20 protein-coding genes are annotated in these 17,388 nt (G+C 54.2%); 16 read left to right on the top strand and 4 right to left on the bottom strand.

Annotated elements, in window-relative coordinates:
• Nucleotides 1-77 precede the first annotated feature (77 nt).
• The 5 genes from H6F75_RS22515 (at nt 78) to H6F75_RS22495 (ending at nt 4,577) form a co-directional block, all read left to right on the top strand.
• Nucleotides 78-1,610, top strand: coding sequence for an AAA family ATPase (locus H6F75_RS22515; RefSeq protein WP_190754706.1), 1,533 nt, complete (start codon nt 78-80; stop codon nt 1,608-1,610).
• Nucleotides 1,611-1,747: 137 nt separating this feature from the next.
• The gene (locus tag H6F75_RS22510; RefSeq protein WP_073606628.1) at nt 1,748-2,098 is read left to right on the top strand and encodes a DUF1257 domain-containing protein; all 351 of its coding nucleotides are present in this window, start codon (nt 1,748-1,750) and stop codon (nt 2,096-2,098) included.
• A gap of 187 nt (nt 2,099-2,285) precedes the next feature.
• Complete coding sequence (locus H6F75_RS22505; RefSeq protein ID WP_190754704.1) at nt 2,286-3,176, top strand: inositol monophosphatase family protein; 891 nt, start codon at nt 2,286-2,288, stop codon at nt 3,174-3,176.
• 107 nt (nt 3,177-3,283) lie between these two features.
• Complete coding sequence (locus tag H6F75_RS22500) at nt 3,284-3,967, top strand: Crp/Fnr family transcriptional regulator (RefSeq protein ID WP_190754869.1); 684 nt, start codon at nt 3,284-3,286, stop codon at nt 3,965-3,967.
• 121 nt (nt 3,968-4,088) lie between these two features.
• Entirely contained in the window at nt 4,089-4,577 is a 489-nt protein-coding gene (locus tag H6F75_RS22495; protein ID WP_190754702.1) for a TerB family tellurite resistance protein, read from the top strand.
• A gap of 2 nt (nt 4,578-4,579) precedes the next feature.
• Here the strand turns inward: H6F75_RS22495 and nadA are convergent, their stop codons facing one another.
• Nucleotides 4,580-5,551 carry a quinolinate synthase NadA gene (gene nadA, locus H6F75_RS22490; RefSeq protein ID WP_190754700.1) on the bottom strand — a complete coding sequence of 324 codons (972 nt, stop codon included), beginning with the start codon at nt 5,549-5,551 and terminating at the stop codon, nt 4,580-4,582.
• A 264-nt stretch (nt 5,552-5,815) separates the two neighbouring features.
• On the bottom strand, nt 5,816-6,565 hold the full coding sequence (locus H6F75_RS22485; protein WP_190754699.1) for a response regulator: 750 nt from the start codon (nt 6,563-6,565) through the stop codon (nt 5,816-5,818).
• Between the two features lie 378 nt (nt 6,566-6,943).
• On the opposite strand from H6F75_RS22485, the gene H6F75_RS22480 reads away from it, so the two are divergent.
• Both H6F75_RS22480 and H6F75_RS22475 read left to right on the top strand, forming a co-directional pair.
• On the top strand, nt 6,944-7,333 hold the full coding sequence (locus H6F75_RS22480) for a hypothetical protein (RefSeq protein WP_190754698.1): 390 nt from the start codon (nt 6,944-6,946) through the stop codon (nt 7,331-7,333).
• A 101-nt stretch (nt 7,334-7,434) separates the two neighbouring features.
• Nucleotides 7,435-7,731: a hypothetical protein gene (locus tag H6F75_RS22475; protein WP_190754696.1), complete on the top strand. Its 297-nt coding sequence runs from the start codon at nt 7,435-7,437 to the stop codon at nt 7,729-7,731.
• A gap of 13 nt (nt 7,732-7,744) precedes the next feature.
• Here the strand turns inward: H6F75_RS22475 and nagA are convergent, their stop codons facing one another.
• Nucleotides 7,745-8,971, bottom strand: coding sequence for an N-acetylglucosamine-6-phosphate deacetylase (gene nagA / locus H6F75_RS22470; RefSeq protein WP_190754694.1), 1,227 nt, complete (start codon nt 8,969-8,971; stop codon nt 7,745-7,747).
• On the opposite strand from nagA, the gene H6F75_RS22465 reads away from it, so the two are divergent.
• Entirely contained in the window at nt 8,970-9,401 is a 432-nt protein-coding gene (locus tag H6F75_RS22465) for a VOC family protein (RefSeq protein ID WP_190754692.1), read from the top strand. The two genes, nagA and H6F75_RS22465, sit on opposite strands and share 2 nt — an antisense overlap.
• A gap of 111 nt (nt 9,402-9,512) precedes the next feature.
• Here the strand turns inward: H6F75_RS22465 and H6F75_RS22460 are convergent, their stop codons facing one another.
• On the bottom strand, nt 9,513-9,908 hold the full coding sequence (locus H6F75_RS22460; protein ID WP_190754690.1) for a DUF4278 domain-containing protein: 396 nt from the start codon (nt 9,906-9,908) through the stop codon (nt 9,513-9,515).
• A 326-nt stretch (nt 9,909-10,234) separates the two neighbouring features.
• On the opposite strand from H6F75_RS22460, the gene H6F75_RS22455 reads away from it, so the two are divergent.
• The 8 genes from H6F75_RS22455 to H6F75_RS22420 all read left to right on the top strand — a co-directional run bounded on the left by H6F75_RS22455 (nt 10,235) and on the right by H6F75_RS22420 (nt 16,607).
• Nucleotides 10,235-10,537: a hypothetical protein gene (locus H6F75_RS22455; RefSeq protein WP_190754688.1), complete on the top strand. Its 303-nt coding sequence runs from the start codon at nt 10,235-10,237 to the stop codon at nt 10,535-10,537.
• Nucleotides 10,538-10,549: 12 nt separating this feature from the next.
• Nucleotides 10,550-13,318 (top strand): hypothetical protein, encoded by a 2,769-nt coding sequence (locus tag H6F75_RS22450; RefSeq protein WP_190754686.1) that lies wholly within the window; start codon nt 10,550-10,552, stop codon nt 13,316-13,318.
• Nucleotides 13,305-14,120: a hypothetical protein gene (locus H6F75_RS22445; protein WP_190754684.1), complete on the top strand. Its 816-nt coding sequence runs from the start codon at nt 13,305-13,307 to the stop codon at nt 14,118-14,120. The genes H6F75_RS22450 and H6F75_RS22445 overlap by 14 nt, the downstream gene beginning before the upstream one ends.
• Before the next feature lie 119 nt (nt 14,121-14,239).
• Nucleotides 14,240-14,827, top strand: coding sequence for a hypothetical protein (locus H6F75_RS22440; protein WP_190754682.1), 588 nt, complete (start codon nt 14,240-14,242; stop codon nt 14,825-14,827).
• Between the two features lie 77 nt (nt 14,828-14,904).
• Entirely contained in the window at nt 14,905-15,153 is a 249-nt protein-coding gene (locus tag H6F75_RS22435; protein ID WP_190754680.1) for a hypothetical protein, read from the top strand.
• Complete coding sequence (locus H6F75_RS22430; protein WP_190754678.1) at nt 15,141-15,650, top strand: hypothetical protein; 510 nt, start codon at nt 15,141-15,143, stop codon at nt 15,648-15,650. The genes H6F75_RS22435 and H6F75_RS22430 overlap by 13 nt, the downstream gene beginning before the upstream one ends.
• Nucleotides 15,651-15,652: 2 nt before the next feature.
• Nucleotides 15,653-16,105, top strand: coding sequence for a hypothetical protein (locus H6F75_RS22425; RefSeq protein ID WP_190754676.1), 453 nt, complete (start codon nt 15,653-15,655; stop codon nt 16,103-16,105).
• Nucleotides 16,092-16,607: a hypothetical protein gene (locus tag H6F75_RS22420; protein WP_190754674.1), complete on the top strand. Its 516-nt coding sequence runs from the start codon at nt 16,092-16,094 to the stop codon at nt 16,605-16,607. Before H6F75_RS22425 ends, H6F75_RS22420 begins: the two co-directional genes overlap by 14 nt.
• The last annotated feature ends 781 nt before the right edge of the window (nt 16,608-17,388 follow it).

Raw genomic sequence — 17,388 nt, 5'->3', positions numbered from 1 at the left:
TACAGATTTGGCTGCTCTGGTTGTAGTTAGCTAGACAGCAGTTTCACTGCCCCACACACCTGAGAAGGGATATGGTCATGCGAGAGGATTTGAATGTACTGGTACAAGCCCAATATCCTCTGATCTATTTGGTCACCTTCGAGGAAGAACGGGCTGAGCAAACCATCGCCGCCGTGGCGCGTCATCTTGCTAGGGATCCTGAGATTAAGGCTCCTATGCGAGTCTTTACCTGGACGATGACCCGAGGCATGGTTGAGGTTGGCTCCCAAGGAACTGGTACCCAAAACAACAACACGGTTTCCCCTGAGGCGGCGGTGGAATGGGTTATTCGGCAGCGAGAACCCGGCATTTTCATCTTCAAAGACCTACACCCCTTCAAAGATTCCCCAGCGGTAACTCGCTGTCTGCGTGACTCCATCGTTGCGCTCAAGGGCACTCGCAAAACTATCGTGCTCATGTCGCCGGTACAGGAAATCCCCATTGAGCTTGAGAAAGAGGTTGTTCTGCTCGACTTCCCGCTGCCCGATATGGCAGAACTCGACGAAGTGCTCTCCACGGAGATGAACCGTGCTCGCGGCAACAGCATCTCTACCGAAGAGCGGGAGAAGCTGCTGAAGGCCGCCTTAGGCCTTACCCGCGATGAGGCTGAGAAAGTCTACCGCAAGGCGCGGGTGATGGCTAAGCGTCTCACCGCCGAAGAGGTTGACATCGTTCTCTCTGAGAAGAAGCAGCTGATTCGTCGCAACGGCATTCTCGAGTTTATGGATGTGGATGAGACCCTAGACTCCGTAGGCGGTCTCGAAGAACTCAAGCACTGGCTTCAGCAGCGCTCTGATGCCTTTACCGAGCGGGCGCGGGAGTACGGCCTGCCCCAACCCAAGGGCATGCTGATCTTGGGGGTGCCAGGCTGTGGCAAGTCGCTAATCGCTAAAACTACCTCTCGGCTTTGGGGCCTGCCTCTGCTGCGCCTCGATCTGGGTCGAGTGTACGACGGCTCTACGGTGGGCCGCTCTGAGGCCAACCTGCGCAACGCTCTGCGCACCGCCGAATCAATTTCTCCTGCCATTTTATTTATCGATGAAATTGATAAAGCCTTTGGTGGAGCTGGCGGCTCCTCCGACTCTGACGGTGGCACCTCAAGCCGAATCTTTGGCACCTTCCTCACTTGGATGCAGGAGAAGACGTCCCCAGTGTTTGTTATGGCCACGGCCAACCGAGTTGAGAAGCTGCCCAGTGAGTTTCTGCGCAAGGGCCGGTTCGACGAGATCTTCTTTGTTGACTTGCCCAATGCAGAAGAGCGTAAGGATATTTTTCAAATCCATCTGCAAAAGCGCCGTCGCGACATTGAGCGCTTTGACTTAGACCAGTTGACTAAGGTCTGCGATGGATTTTCTGGGGCTGAAATCGAGCAGGGGCTGATTTCGGCCATGTATGAAGCATTTGCCCAAGGACGTGAGTTCACTCAGCTCGACATTATTGCGGCCATTCGCGCTACGATGCCGCTGTCGAAGACCATGAGTGAGCAGGTGACTGCCCTGCGGGACTGGGCCCGCCAGCGGGCACGTCCGGCGGCAGCCTCCGTCGCTGAATATCAGCGGATGGAGTTTTAAAGGCTTTCCTCCCGGCGGTATCCGGGGGAAGGGCTAGCGTTTGCTAGCAGTTGGTATCCAGATAGCCCGTGGCTAACTGGTTTTGTCTCTCTCAAACCTCGTTGTCTCTCTCAATTTTCCCTACAGGAGGAAACACCATGTCTCACTTCAGCACCCTTCGCACGAAAGTGACCGATGCTGAGATTCTCAAGCAGTCGCTGTCTGACTTGGGTATTGCCACTAAGACCGAAGCTGATGTTCGCGGTTACAACGGCCAGCGTGTGCGCGCCGACCTTGTTGCCGTTCTGGATGGTGAGTACGATCTGGGTTGGTCTCGGAATGCCGATGGCTCCTTTGATCTGATCGCTGACCTCTGGGGTGTGGCCAAAAAGCACAACCAGACTGAGTTGATCAACTCCATCAACCAAAAGTACGCAGTCAACAAGACCCTGGCTGAAGTTAAGCGTCCTGGTCTGCAGAACGCCAACGTCAAGCTGGTGCTTCAGTAAGTCTGCATCGCGTTCCTGAAGTGGGCTGGTCAGCTTGTGCTGACCAGCCCATTTTTTGTGTCTATGGTCGGTAGTGTTCTGCTACCGGGCAGATTACACTAACGGAGTGATCAGATCCTCGGACTGGGCGATCGCCCCTGATCTATCTCTACCTCCCCAGTATCGGGGTTCTGTGGTCTAGCCTGGTATGTCGCCCATCCGCCCCGCCGATCTGTCGGCCTTGCATCAGCTATTGATTGCCTGTGGTGACTATGCCAGCCAGCAGCCCAAGCATTCGTTTCAGGTGTTTGAAAAAGGCGTGGACGACTATGTCACTACGGTCGATCAGCTGCTAGATCAAAAACTGCTAGCGGGTATGCAGGCGATCTTTCCAGACGACAGCATTATCACTGAAGAAAACCGGGCCACGGTACAGCAGTTTTGGCAGGGCGATGGTCAGGGGCTGACTCTTAACGGCCATCGCACCCTGTGGTTCGTGGATCCCATTGACGGCACTGACGAATTTATTCAAGGCGGAGACCACTACGCTGTCATGGTGGGGCAAGTCGTGGATGGCGTACCCCAAGCGGGCTGGATCTATGCGCCGGTGTCAAGGCATTTGGTGTGGGGCGGTCCTGGCTGGGGCTTGTTTGAGCAGACGGACGGTGGCGCATCTCAGCCCCTGACGCCCCGAGAGCCTGTTTTTGACCCAACCAATGCTTGGTCTATGGTAATTGGCGACAAGGATGAGCGTCGGTTTGGCGCAGCGATCGCCCGCCGTTTTCCCACAGTTCAATTTCTCTCTTTGGGCAGCTTTGGCCTGAAGGTGCTGGCGGTAATTACTGGCCAAGCGGGCCTATATATTTACCTCAACGGTCGCGTCAAGCTGTGGGATACCACAGGTCCCCTGGCCTTAGCCGCGGCGGCCGGGCTAGTCTGCTGCGATCTGGCTGGGCAGCCGATTCGATTTACGGAGCCCGATATAGCTCCCCAGACCCTAGCTCATCACCAGCCCATTGTAGTGGGTTGGCCCAGCTATGTAGAGGCACTGCGATCGCCCCTGAGTGACGTTGTCAGTGCGATCGGACTGCCCAGGTAGTGTCGCTATTTCGGTCGATTTACAATTCTGGGTACCATGGACAAATATAGGCCAATCGTGGTCTTGCCTAGCTAGTCCTGAGCCGTCACCCTTTAATCATGCCTTTTATGCAAGCTGATACGCTGAGCGAACAATACCCGCTGTTTCAAGGGGCGAGCCCCGAAACCGTAGAGTGGTTGCTGTCTGTAGCCACCCGCCATGACTATCCAGCCGACCGAGCTGTAGTCATGGAAGATGCCTGGGGCAATGCCGTTTACTTTATAGAAGCCGGCTGGGTCAAGGTTCGCCGCCACGTTGAAGATAGTTCTATTACGCTGGCGGTGCTGGGCCGAGGCGACTTCTTTGGAGAAATGGCCATCCTAGATGAGTCACCCCGCTCTACCGATGTCGTCGCCATGACCGCTGTCAGGCTGATGAGCATCTCAGCGCAGCGATTTCTTCAAACCCTGTTTAAAGACCCCCAGCTACACCATCGGCTGCTGCAAATTATGGTGCAGCGGTTGCGTCAGACCAACTTGCGCTTCCAGCTACGTCATCAGCCCCCTGCAGTTAAACTAGCTGCCACCATAACGGCGATCCAAGCCGCCTACGGTGAGCCAGTAGAGGACGGTGTTGACCTGTTCAACATTCCCCGCAAAGACCTTGCCGACTTGGCCGACATCACCCATGAAGAAGCCAACAAAATTATGGCCAAGCTAGTCGAAAAAGGCTGGATTGTTGAAGACAATGCCCGCTCTGTGCTGCACCTCAAGAACACTCGCCAGCTGACCCATTTGGCAGGCCGGATGTAGCAAATTGCCTTTTGTCTACCTGAATTTGTAGAGATTGCTAAAGTTAACCAACCCCTCCAAATCCCCGTGGTAGGTTGTCATCATCAGCTGCCCGACGTAGTTCACTACCCCGGAGATTGCTATGCCTATTCAACCTCCCCTGCCCCCGTCCATCAGCCCCAGCCAGATGACTCTGCTGCGCATTGCGTCGACCATGGCTTGGAGCGACGGCCACTTGGCCGACGAAGAAGTGGGTGTCATGCTCGATCAGTTCAGCCGTCTATTTGCCAGCGATGCTGGTCAACAGGCTGCGCTGCGGGATGAGTTGCGCGACTACTTAATGCAAAACCTGCCGCTTGAAGAACTGGTGCCCAAGCTTACTCGCCCTGCTGAGCGAGAGCTGGTGCTTAAATTAGGCCGCCAGGTGATTAGTGCTAGTGCCCGTACTCCCGGTGAGGAGCTGATCAACCAACAGGAAGCAGATGCCTACAACCGTTTGGTGTCGTTGCTTGACCTGCCCGATGATGTCGTACAGCGCATCGAGCAGGACAGCAGTTCCTTGGATACAGACCATGACAGCCTAATTGATCAGCTTGCTGCCGAGTTAAAGAGCTTTGTTCAGGGCTCCTAAGGTTACCTGAATGAAGGCGCACTAAGGTCTAGCATCCGTTGGATAGGCTTCAGTGCTTGGCGCTGAAGCTCTGGATCTAAAACGATCTCGGGCTGGCGATACTTCATCGCCAGATAGAGCTTTTCTAAGGTGTTAAGGCGCATGTGTGGGCATTCATTGCAGGCGCAGGATGCTGTGGGTGGTGCCGGAATAAAAACCTTGCCTGGGGTCTGTTTCTCCATTTGGTGAATGATGCCTGGTTCTGTCACCACAATAAACTCAGCCTTGGGGCTCTGCTGGGCGTACTTGAGCAAGGCCGTCGTTGACCCAACAAAATGGGCATGGCGCAGCACCGCCGCTTCACACTCGGGGTGGGCGATTACCTCAGCCTGGGGATGATTCATCTGAAGCTGTACCAGCTTTTTCTCGGAAAACGTTTCGTGCACCATGCAGCTACCCTGCCACAGCACCATGTCACGGCCGGTCTGCTGCATCACGTAGCGGCCCAGATTTTGGTCGGGGGCAAAAATAATCTTTTGCTCAGGCGGCAGCTGCTGCACAATGCTGACCGCATTGGAGCTAGTGCAAATAATGTCGCTCATGGCCTTGATGGCGGCCGTGCAGTTGATGTATGAAATCACCAAGTGGTTGGGGTGTGCAGCCTTGAATGCCGCGAAGGCGTCGGGAGGGCAACTGTCAGCCAAAGAGCAGCCTGCGTTGAGGTCGGGCAGCAAGACTTGCTTATCGGGGTTTAGAATCTTGGCTGTTTCAGCCATGAAATGTACCCCCGCAAATACAATCACATCGGCGCGGGTGTCTGCTGCCTGGCGCGACAACCCCAGGGAATCGCCAATGTAGTCGGCTACATCTTGAATGTCAGACTCTTGATAATAGTGCGCTAAAACAACAGCATTTAGCTCTTGTTTGAGAGCGTTAATGGCGTTGACCAAATCGTGGGTTGGGGAAGCGACAACGGGCGAGAGAGTTGTAAACACAGGGTTGGCAGGGCCGCATGAAAGGATTTCTGAATTATAGTCTAATTCACCAAAATTAGCCACGGCCGGTTTTGGCTACCCACTTGGGCTGCCGTACGGGGGTTGAACTTGGGACTATAGAGAAGTCAATTTCGTTAAGCCGCGGTCGCCTAATCCAACTTTTGTTGAATTAAACCTCCCGTGCTCCAAGGCGATCGCCATCAAGCTTCCGGCATAGCCCGTCTACCCTTTGTTGGAATTAGCGTTATAGCTATCTAAGCTGTCTTAGATTAGGGAGGAAGAGGCTAGGGGTGCGCTTATCCGAGGACTGTGGCCGTTAGACTCAGCGGAGGCACGCTCAACGTTGAATCGATAGCCTACATTGCGCACTGTTTGAATAATGTTAGGCTGCCTCGGGTCAACCTCAATCTTTTTACGCAGAGAGAGAATATGGGTATCAACGGTTCTGGGATTGTCGATCGCATCGGGCCAGGCACGTCGCAGTAAATCCGTACGGCTCAAGGGAGCCCCAGCCGCTTGGGTCAGCACGTATAGCAGGCTAAACTCCTGAGGTGTTAGATCGATATAGTCGCCTCGAAAATTGACTCGCCGCTGCACTAGGTCAATGTTCAAGTCGCCGTAGGTAAGAGATGCCGGTGCGCTCATTAGCCGTACGCGCCGGGTTAGCGCCTCGACTCGAGCCAAGAACTCCTGCATGCCGAAGGGCTTAGTCATGTAGTCGTCGGCTCCGGCCCGCAGTCCGGTCACGATATCGGTTTCTGTGTTGCAGGCCGAGAGGATCATGATCAGAGGCTGTCCCTGGCTGTGCAACCACTTACACAGCTCCACACCGTCCCCATCCGGGAGTTGCGAGTCTAAAATGACTAGGTCTGGCTGTCGGCTCTGAAAAAGGTCGCGAGTGCGGACAACATCTGCTGACTGAAAAACCCTGTAGCCAGCTTGCTGAAGATGCCAGCCCAGGAGCGATCGCAAATGGGGGTTGCCCTCAATAATCTGTACCGATACAGCGCCCACTGGGTTTCGTTATAAACGGCAAATTTTATTCGCTAAACATAGCAAAGGCCCCTGGGTGTTTTTGTAGCTAGAGTTACCCAACTCTGACCTAGGGTGTGCGGTGGGATCGCGGGCTCATCGTACAAAACGTTATTAATAGCGGAATAGTTGGCAATTTTTAGGGCAATAATTTGCATAACTTAATTATAGTTTTGCTTTCGCAACGAGAAGGCTTTGGCATGCCTTTAGACAGACTAAAAAAAACGGAAGATTGAAATAAATCCAGGTTTCCAAAATGGCATGAAAACCCTAGTCTATAGCCCAAAAAAAGCGGCTTTATGGTGGCAAACGCTGTTTTTGCTCTAGGTAAGATAGAAGGCAATTGCGTCGTTTTCAGCCATGACCTTAACTCGTGACTATATCCTTGTGCTCGACCCAGAGTGTGATCACCATGACGACGCTCATCCTTTAGAGACTGACCTGCAGTACCCCGTGTATGTCGCCAGTTCTACCGAGCAAGCGGTTACCCGTGTCAACCAGGGGGCACCCTGTCTCGTTATTTTAGTTGGCAATGACTTTCACGATTGGTCACTGCCGTTAGTCAATCAATTGCGCCAGCATGGGCAGGCTCCTGACATGACTATCGTGGCTCTAACGGACTCGACCAGCCCGCAATGGGACTACAGCGAAGACACTCCAGGACTAGATGGATTGCTGGTGCAGCCACTCAGCATGGACATTTTGCGATCGCTAGTGGAGTCTGCCTTTGCCCGCACTATATGTCAGTAAAGCAAGTTGCCATAACCCAAGCCGCACCCCTACATCTGCCTAGGCACCAGCATTCCCTAGACCAACTGGGTATGCTGAAACTAGGTCAAGAGAGAGCTTCAATGCTGCCAAAGGTTTTGCCCGAAGATCGAGTTCAGGTATTTAAGTTTTGGTTTAACGGCGCCCTGCAGGACGGCACCCATCACTATAACGAACTGTATTATCGGGCCTTAACTGTCGAAGCCGACAAGCGTACAAGGCTATATCACCTAGCCTGCAAATTTTCAGAGCAGCGAGCTGGGGCATTGGTGTCTATTGCCGAGGACCAGTGCAGTCTATGGATTAGTTTGCGCAGCCAGAAAATGGCTGCTCAATTGCTTCAGCAGCGAGTGGCCGGTCTACCGCGTCCTCACATCTAAAGATTCCGACTGTTTATCCAGGGTCTGTTGCAAACCAAGTCGGCACGCCTTGATCAATTACCCCTTTTACAGCGAACGTGTCAGTGTCAAACAGGGTTATGTTGGCCTGGTAGCCCGCAGACAACATCCCCAAACAGTGGTCGACTCCGATGGCTCGGGCCGGATATAGGGTCGCCATCCGCAGGGCTTCTGCTAGGGGAATGCCCACTCGCCGCACGCAGTTCTCTATAGCAGTCATCAATGTTAGCGCTGCCCCCCCAAGAGTGCCGTCGGCAGAGACGCACTTGCCGTCTCGATAAAACACTTCCTGGCCACCAATGACAAAGGATTCTAGCGTGGTGCCCACTGGGGGTGTGGCGTCGGTAACGAGCACCAGATGGTCTTGCTTCACCCGATGTGCCAGGCTGACAGAACTGTAGTGAACGTGGTGCCCATCCACAATGACGCCGGCATAGACATCGGCCTGGCTCAACACCGCCCCCACCAGCCCAGGACTACGCCCTTGCCATCCAGACATAGCGTTAAACAGGTGCGTGACCATGCCAACTCCAGCCTCAAAGCCAACCAATGCCTCTTCAAAGCTAGCCTCAGAGTGTCCAGCAGAGACCAAAATGCCTGCTTCCGCCAGCTGCCGAATATAGTCTGGGGAGACGACTTCAGGGGCCAACGTGACCAGCTTGACTACCTCTGGTCCAGCCTGGGCTATGCGATCGATCATGGCCCGGTCGGCAGAACGAATCAAGGCTTGGCTGTGAATTCCTCCTCGCTTGGAGTTGAGATAGGGGCCTTCTAAATGAAGACCTAAGACTTGATATGGCTGCTGCTGACGATAATCGGCCACTAAAGCCATGGCCTCGTCCATCGCCTGGTCGGCAGTTGTAATTAACGTGGGCAAAAAACTCGTAGTGCCGCTCTGGAGGTTGGTGCGGTGCATGGTTTTAAGGGTGTCGGCGGTGATGGCGTCATTGAACATCACGCCGCCGCAGCCATTGAGCTGTAGATCAATAAAGCCGGGGGCTACCGTCCAGCCCTGACCGTCGAGACAAGGCAAGTCTGACGGAAGTTGAGCCTCAGGTACAAGGTCTAAAATACGGCTGCCGTCTATAACCACCGCGTAGTTTTGCAGCACTCTACGGCCGGTGTAGAGGGTACAGTGGTTGAGGGCATAGCGAGGATAAATGGTTCCTGTGGCGGGCCTAGAACTATCGGTGCTAGGCTCAGTCGTAAACCTAGAGGACATGGCGATGCTTCGTCCCTTTCATGTGGCGTTTCCAGTGTACGACCTGAACAGCACGCGTCACTTCTATGAAACCGTGCTGGGCTGCTCGGTGGGGCGCACGTCATCGACCTGGATTGACTTTAATCTGTTTGGTCACCAGATCACGGCTCATCAAGCTGAACCCCAATCCATCGTGTCTACTAATGCTGTGGATGGTCACAACGTACCGGTTAGCCACTGGGGCGTCATTCTCACTCCAGCTGAATGGCACGCCTTGGCCGATCGCCTGCGCCAGGCCCAGGTGGAGTTTTTAATTGAGCCCTACCAGCGGTTTGCGGGTGAGGTCGGAGAGCAGTTCACGCTGTTTATTACTGACCCCAGCGGTAACGCCTTAGAATTTAAAGCCTTTGCCCAAGACGAAAGCATTTTTGCTCCGGCGGAGGTGTCTTAAGGGGAATATTGCAGCTAGTACCGCTACGCGGAGTTCAAAAGGCAAAATTCAAAGTGAAAAATCCTTAGAGTACAGATATTTCAAGCATTCTGAACAGTAGGATCATTTCTGCTAGCGCTCCCAGGGTTGCCCTCGATAGATGCCCTCGATTTTCTCGTCGGGTAGCGGTGGTGGGGTCTCGGGTTGGTTAGCGCGATAGCGAATGCCTCGGTAGATTAGCTCCTCGCCTTCAAACTCTTGGGCTGAGGAACTCTCTTTGCTATTCACGTTGGCCTGCTTTAGCTGGGATAAAGCCGAATTTTTCTGGATATCAACGTTGGTTGGCACTATGGCACTGCCAACCTCCGTGACCGACTCGCTGGCCCAAATCTGCCGCTGCAATCCATACAGGGCGACTAAGAGTCCAAACAGCAGCAGTTGCCAAGGAGCCTCTACTAATCCCACGATCACTAGCACGATCGCTGAGACAATACCGACTGCGGTTGCCAATAGCGTAATGAAGGTCATAAATTCCCCTTCGCAAAAGGTTAAACCGTTAGGTGATCCTTACAGTACTGGAAGTAATTGGGCTTGTCACCTGACCTAGGTTAAGGCTACCGCATAAAAAAACAAGGCCTCGTAACACCTGTTACGAGGCCTCAACGCTATTAAAAGCTATACCCCCAGGGGATTCGAAACCGCTGACCCTGGCTCTGTAAGCCATGAACCGCAAGGATTTCAGGTTAGTCAATTGCGAATGTGCCTAGAGTTTAGCCTAAATAGTGCTGGTGATACCCCCGCCAATGAGCCAAAATTCGAGTAGTAATTCCGGCTCATTTCTAGGTAACGAACCCATGACCGCATTCGTACCGGCTAACTTGCCCACCAGTGTAAACACGTTAGAAAAACTGGCCGTCTGGGCCCTCGGGGCTTTGTACCAGCTCCATAAAAATGACCGTTATCAAGAGTCAGACTCTGCCCCTGTGATCCCTGTGATCACAGCCCAAGACGGCTTGGCTGCGGACAAGAAGGAGCACATTATTTTTAGGCCCTCCTTCGAGCTCTCCGACGACTGGCGCTCTCAACCTACAAAACTCTGGGAAGAAGTTCAGGAATTCCCGGGCAACACTCCTATTCCAGCCTCATTTTTGCCCTAGAGAACTATCCTCATGAGCCTAGGTCAGCCGGTCAACTGGAGCTCGCCGACCCAATCCCCCGCAGCTCAGCCAGAATTGTTTCGCTATCAGGGGGAAGGCTACGTCCGTATGGGCGATGGCCAAATTCTGACGAGCGACAACTACTTATCGCGACAGTCAGCCCTGAACCAACAGGCCTATATTGACGCGGCCAATAGATACGATCCTTCCGAACCGACCCAGGCTGCTGCAAGGGGAATGGAAGCTAAACCCTACCGCTCTCCTACTACCAATCAGCCTGTTAGTCGGGACCAATTTTTCCGAGAGCATAGCCGCCTCAACTACCAGGCGAGCGCTAACTATGACTCTGCAATGCGATCTCGGCTCGCCAACGCAGGGACGGCCTGGGATACCCCTCTACCCAGGGGCGTCACGGTCGACATGATTCCTACTGGGGGTGGAACGTTTGCCCCAGCTCCTAGTGGTGGGGCGTTGGCACCGCTGCGATCGGCAGCTGATCGAAGAGCTGGGTTTACTCCGCTGCCGCGATCAGCAGCCGTCACAGGTGAACCCCTTCGGAGACCGCTAAACCTAGGGATTAAGCCGCCTACTCAGCCTTTGCTCAATGGGCCAGCCGTGACGCAGGCCGCTGGGGGCGGTTTGCTCTATGGCGGCGCGGCATCGGCGGCGGCTTTTGTCGGGGGCGCTGGCTTCTTCGAGGGTGCTGGTGCTGGTATCGGCGGACTCTTGGGCGGCCTTGGCGGCGGCCTGGTTGGCGGTGCAGCTGGCGGTGCAGCTGGTGGTGCCGTTGGCACTATCCCCGCTCCGATTGTAGGCACCGTTAGCGGCGCGGCAGTGGGTGGATACGTCGGCGGAGCTTTCGGAGCCGGGATAGGCGGCGGCCTGGGCTCCTCTCTGGGAAGCAAACTAGGCCGTGCGATCGACGACTTGATTCCAGATTTCTTCGGAGGCCCCAAGGGATATCCCAATGAACTGCCAGCCGAGGCCATGGACGCGGGCGCGATCGTGGATCCCGGTGTGCCCCCACCCTTTACCGGGGGGCAGTCCCCAGGGGTTTTTTACAATGTCACGGCTTCAGCCCGCAGCGCTGACCCAAGCTGTAATGAGATACCTAGCTCAATCGAGGCAAACGGAGTAAGAGGGCCGGTCAACTTTAGGTCTACCCATAATCCGACCTTCAGCCAGCCGCAGGGCGGTCTCTGCCCAGGGTTCAGCTACAACGAATATTATCTAAGCACTGGAGACGGAGAGGTCCTCTTTGCTGGCTCAGGGCGTGGAATAAGAGTTTCCGGTATTTCGGTATCGCGGGCAGACGGCCAACCTGATACCGGAGGTAACCCGTCAAATGTAGATGTAGTGCGCGCTCCCAATCCAGCTAGGCAAGCCTCACCGGGGGCCACACCTCGCACCCTGCCGCCACCGGTATCCCAACCCACGCCAACTGATACCCCATGGCCAGGCACTGAACCCCAGGTTACGCCCGACACCACTCCCCTAACACCTCCGGCCCCAGTTCCCAACTTCAACCCCACCCCAACGCCGGACCCAGCACCTACCACTACACCGGGCACCACCTCGGAGCCGCCCGACCTCGAATCCCCTCGCGAGACTCCGCCAAATCTAGGAGATGACCCATTAACTCCGCCAACAAAAGACCCGCTAGCCCCGCTGGATAAAGCGGCCCCCACGGCGGGGCCAAAGTCGCCCCTATCGGCCCTAAATAACCCGTTTGCCCCCCTGGCCGTGGTGATTCCGATTGTCTTAATCGACGGGCTACGGCAAAAGATAAACACTCCCAGCGGCGACCTAACCGATCGCTCGAAACCCAATCCCAATATTCAGGTAGTCAAGCCGCCACCAACGCCAGTAGTTAATGTCCCAAATCCCCCAACCTGCATCTATGAACGGCAGCGGATAATGGACATCCAAAACAAAGCAACCGATGTGCAGGAGAAAGCCTCGAACCCGGTAAGCGGGTTCCCTGGCCTATACGGCATCGGCATCGAATCGCGGGTAAAACTTGGGAATGTTGACCAGTTCATGCGGAAGGCGTGGGAAACCACACGGATCCAAAAGGCTATTAACGCCCTTACTCTGGTCACCACCCTGCACAATGCCTATTACCTATCTCGAGACGTAGGCTCAACTCTAGGGGAAATGATCAGCCTGCTGCTGGACACCGTTGGCATCGATGACGAAGCGGGAAATCCCCTCGACATAAACGCCATGGTGGGCAAAAAAGTTAAAGACGTCATTAATGCGGCTCTAGGCGAGAAATTGGCCACCAACATCGGCAACTCCCTCACCAAAGCCAGCCGTATCTACCAGAGCGCCAGCAACGTCATCTGGTCAATTCGAAACATCACCGACTCCACCACTGACCTGCTCGAAATCACCGCAAACAACACCGGAAAAATCGGCAACTCTCTCCGAGAGAGTAAGGTAGTCGATGCGCTGACCATGCCCCGATTTAGCGAAAACCACAGAGCTGGTGACGCGACCCGCCGCAAAACGCAGCGAATACTCGACGGCATAGAACAGGTAGACGACACCGTGGGCACCCTTTATGCCGCTGTCGCCACTGTTCGAGATGTGCAAGAGGAAGTGACAGCAGCTGGGCAGGCTAAAAACAAGCTGATTGAGGAAATCGGCACTTTGGCCCCCCGCACTGACGTGCCAGAGAATGAACCCATCAAGGCCGCTGCTGCAGAGGCCGACGAAGCCTCCCAGGCCCCCAATGCTGACCCTCTAGACCTCGAACCTGCAAATGGCACTCCCTGATAATTTCAGCCCGACTGAACACCTTCAAGACACGGTGAAGCGCTGGTATAACCGCGAAGTGCTGAACCATTTCGCAGACCTGGGGCCAGAGGATGATTTAACTATTCCTCGAAACTCATTGCGAGTGGCCTGCCGTCACGAGGACAGAGATAGCCTACCCATGACCTTGCTCAGGGTAATGCTATTTGAAATCACCGCACGGCATGCGTCAGCATTGCACCCGGCCATATTCGGCATTCCCATCACCGATTACGAGTCTGAAATTGTCTACAAACCTCAAATCAAACTTTTCTTTTCTGAACCCAGTGATGATGTTGTAGACGGGTTTTCTCCAGTAAAGGGAGAAATAACGTTCAGAATTTTCAACGAAACCACAAATACTATGACAATGGCTAGGGCGCAACAGCTAGCCCAAAGAGTTCGCTCTGTCTTTGCCACCCCTCCTTATGTTTGGAAAAAAGGCACAGATAAAATCGTTTATCAGGATAAAGAAAAAGGTTATGACCTGCGCGTTTTATGTCGAACAGAAGCAGACGGGCGAGCCTTAGTTGAGAACGTTCTAGACATTCAAAACGATACTCCCGACTGGAGTAACCTAAACATTGTTGAGCCTGTCAATGCAGCCACCCGGTTTCCCTACAACCCTGGCACCAAGGTCATCATGGGCCGCACGGTACGGAAGCCACGCAAGCGCCCCCGTGTTAATGTGCGCTTTCGCTACGCAACTCTTTCCGTCCATGGGTTACCTTCCCCAATCAACCTAGTAGATCTAACAGGTGTGAGACGCGACCCGATTGTTTGAACTAAGTAAATACTCGGAGAAATTTAACTGCAAAAGTATACTTATCGAAGGCTAAAAAGGGCCTTAAACGAGGCTAGAACTGTGGCGTACAGCTCACTACTATTCAGAGGCATTGCCTTATGGCCCGTCGCGTTCCCAGCTACATTCTTGCCGATCGCGCTGCAAAAGCTAAGAAGCGAGAGGACTATTACGCTAACCGTGGTTCAGACCCAAGCACCCAAAACACCACTGTTGTAGACCTCCCCCGCATCAACGTAGGCTATCGCTCACTGATGATTCAGACTGGAGCCACACCAGGCCCCGCTCAAGTGCAGCTCCTAGCGTCTCAAACTGCTGTCAACTTCTTCGAGGGTCTGTCTGAAAACGCTGTGCCGGGAGCCGGTGCCGTGCGGTTGGGTCTTGAGTACGTCGATCTCGACGAGTTTCTGCCGGTGACCAACTTTCAGGCCACTAAAATCAAGGCCGTTCTGGGCGGCACCAAGCGAGCTACCTATACCCCTTGGGGCACCCGAGTCACGAGATATACAAAGACCGCAGATGGCGCGGCCCGCAACAGCTACACGGCCCCCCTGAGCGAGAAAACCGGGGCGATCACACTGGAAGACCTGCGCACTTCAGCCGCGCTCATTAAGACTGCTGTGGCTGCTGCCCTAGGGACCAATGGGCGTCTCTGGATTGAGCCCGAGCGTGAGAACTACGTCATCTAATTAGCTCCCGCCGCTCACCACCCAAGAGGCTAGCCACAGCGGTAGCCTCTTGGTCACCCTCTCCCCCTCCTACTGCCATGCCTGAAATTCTCATCCCCAGGGGCAACATCAGCGACATGCTGGCCACGCCCTACGTTCACGACCCACGGCTGCCCGAGCACATTCAGAGCGTGCTAATGGATGGCATGTGCCTGCGGGCGGTGGCGCTTGCTGAGTACCTGAAGGGCAACATCACCTATGACGACTATCTAAGCGCCCTCGACCAGACCGGCGTGGATGCGATCGACTTCCACGAGGGTCTGGAGAACCACCAATGCTGCCTCTAGGCAAAAGCCTTGATATTGGCATTGCCGGGAACTGGCAGTTTGAGTGGGCTGCCGTCCAGATTCCCACCGAAGAGGACAAAGCCATCTATCGCCTTAACCGTCGGTGGATTCAGCCCTTCGACATCCCCGTGCTAATCGACTCCCAAGTGATCGCCATCAAATGCAGCATGGCCAGGGCTCCGGTTACCTGGTCAAGCGCGGGCACCCTGCTCCGGTTGGTCGATTTTCCTAAAGATGAGTTGACCATTGAAGACGACTTTCCCGGCATCCCCACAGCGGTTTTAGATAAGCGATACATTCGCCTAAATTCTGACTTTGAAATTCTCATTTTCAATCAGTCAAGCGACACTTTAAAACTGTCGTTTATCCCTAAGCCCTGGTTAACCAGCCTTGGCATTGTGGTCTATTCCTACTCCGGCCTAATTGGGGATGACGTGACAGACAAGATAGACGCTATCAGGGTTAAGCTCGAAGCCATCGACGCCAAAATAGGATAACTATGGCAACAGAGGTCAGGACGGTTCAAATTATCAAGACATTCAGAACCGGAATGCCGTATTTGACTGACCTCTATCAGCCGGGTACGATTCCAACCTTTGGATTTAGTGGCGGGCGGTGGGCAGGGAAGATTATTCAGCTTCAAATCCTGACCAACTCTCTCGCTATGAATGGCATTAATCTGTCGGTCGAGGATGAGAATGGGACAGAGTATGGGCTGCTGGACAATGTGAGAATCCGAAAGCAGGAAAGCCCAGTAGACCTGATGCCATTACTAGGCTATGAAACGGGTTTTTACATGAGTGCTGACCATGTTTTGAAGGCTACGGTGGTTTATCCCGAAAACTTTCAGGACAGCTACTTCATCACCATTATGGGTTTTGCCGTCGAGACCAAAGATGATGAGTCCATCTCTGATTTAGTCATTGACGGGGGGCTGTATGACGGAGCGTGAAATACGGCTTAGACGCACTTTAGGGAGTGGCCCACCGGCTGATTTGGCCTTTGGCGAAGCGGCTTATAGCGAGGAGGATGAGACGATCTACGTAGGGCGGGCCAATGAAGAGGACCCACCCGCCGCCTTTAAGGGCCAGCTCAACTCTGAAACGGTAAGTCAAGCAGACTTAGACCTCAAGGCCCCGCTGATCGTAACCCAGGGCACTGCTGCCTACGGGGCAACGGTCAATTTGAATATGGCAACGCTGGCAGGCACTCACCAAACCATCTCTCTAACCGGCAATATCGCCTTCACCTCAAGCAATCGCGGCACTGGCCGGCAAGTAGTGATTCGGTTGCTGTGTGACGCCACACAACGAACGTTGAGCTTTCCTGCTGACTGGCGATTTTTGGGGTCGAAGCCTGCGAATATCGCAGCGTTAAAGGTCGGGGTTTTGTCCCTGACCTTTTTTGGCGAGAACGATTCAGATGGCATAGCGGCGTGGGGGGTTGAATCGTGAGAACTCTAACCCTATTCGATCCTGCTTTTGTTAACCGTCCTGGCTTTGACCCCGATGCTGAGGCCTGGTTCGCGCAGGTTGAGGCGGCGGGGTCAGTGTTCGCAGAGGGGGCTAAGGCGGCGTACAGCAAGTTTTTTGTCCAGCTCAAAAGTGACGGGAATCTCGCCCCTTTTAGTAATGGAATGCTGCTAGCCTTTGCTGGGTTTAGCGGCCTAGGCGGTTGTTTCAGGCCGATTACATCTCGTGGTAACGCATTGCCTACAAACGTGGGTTTTGTGGCGGGGCAGAAAGTTGCCGCAGGCTTGCAGGGTAACGGTTCGGCCTATATCAACTGCAATGTAGGGTTTCTCGCAGGGCAGCAAAACAACCAGTCAGCCTTTGTTTGGCACTCAGATATTTACGCTTCGCCAGGGGTTTATCTTGGCACGGGGTTTGGGGACGACGGCTCTACGCAACTGGGCGACAACACCCTATTCGCAAACGGGCCATTTTTCAGGTGTAGTTCAAGCGGAGCTATCTCGATTGGTGGGCCTAGGACAGAGTTTGACATTGCACTTTGCCAGAGGACACAAGCATCTGAATTCTCTTACCTATCAGGGAGTAGATCTGGCAATGCTGCTGTTGTTTCTCAAGCACCGCTACTGCTAGATGTGTTTATGTTCACCCGAAATAGTGGTGGCAGTCCAACAAACCCAACTGACAGACGACTATCGTTGGGTGGGTTTGGTGATGCGCTACCAAACCCCGGGGCTTATAGAACCACCTGCAATACCCTCATGAC

It is taken from the genome of Nodosilinea sp. FACHB-131 (assembly GCF_014695395.1).
Lineage (GTDB): Bacteria > Cyanobacteriota > Cyanobacteriia > Phormidesmidales > Phormidesmidaceae > Nodosilinea.
The sequence above is the reverse complement of the archived record's forward strand: the minus strand, read 5'-3'. Positions and strand labels throughout refer to the sequence as shown.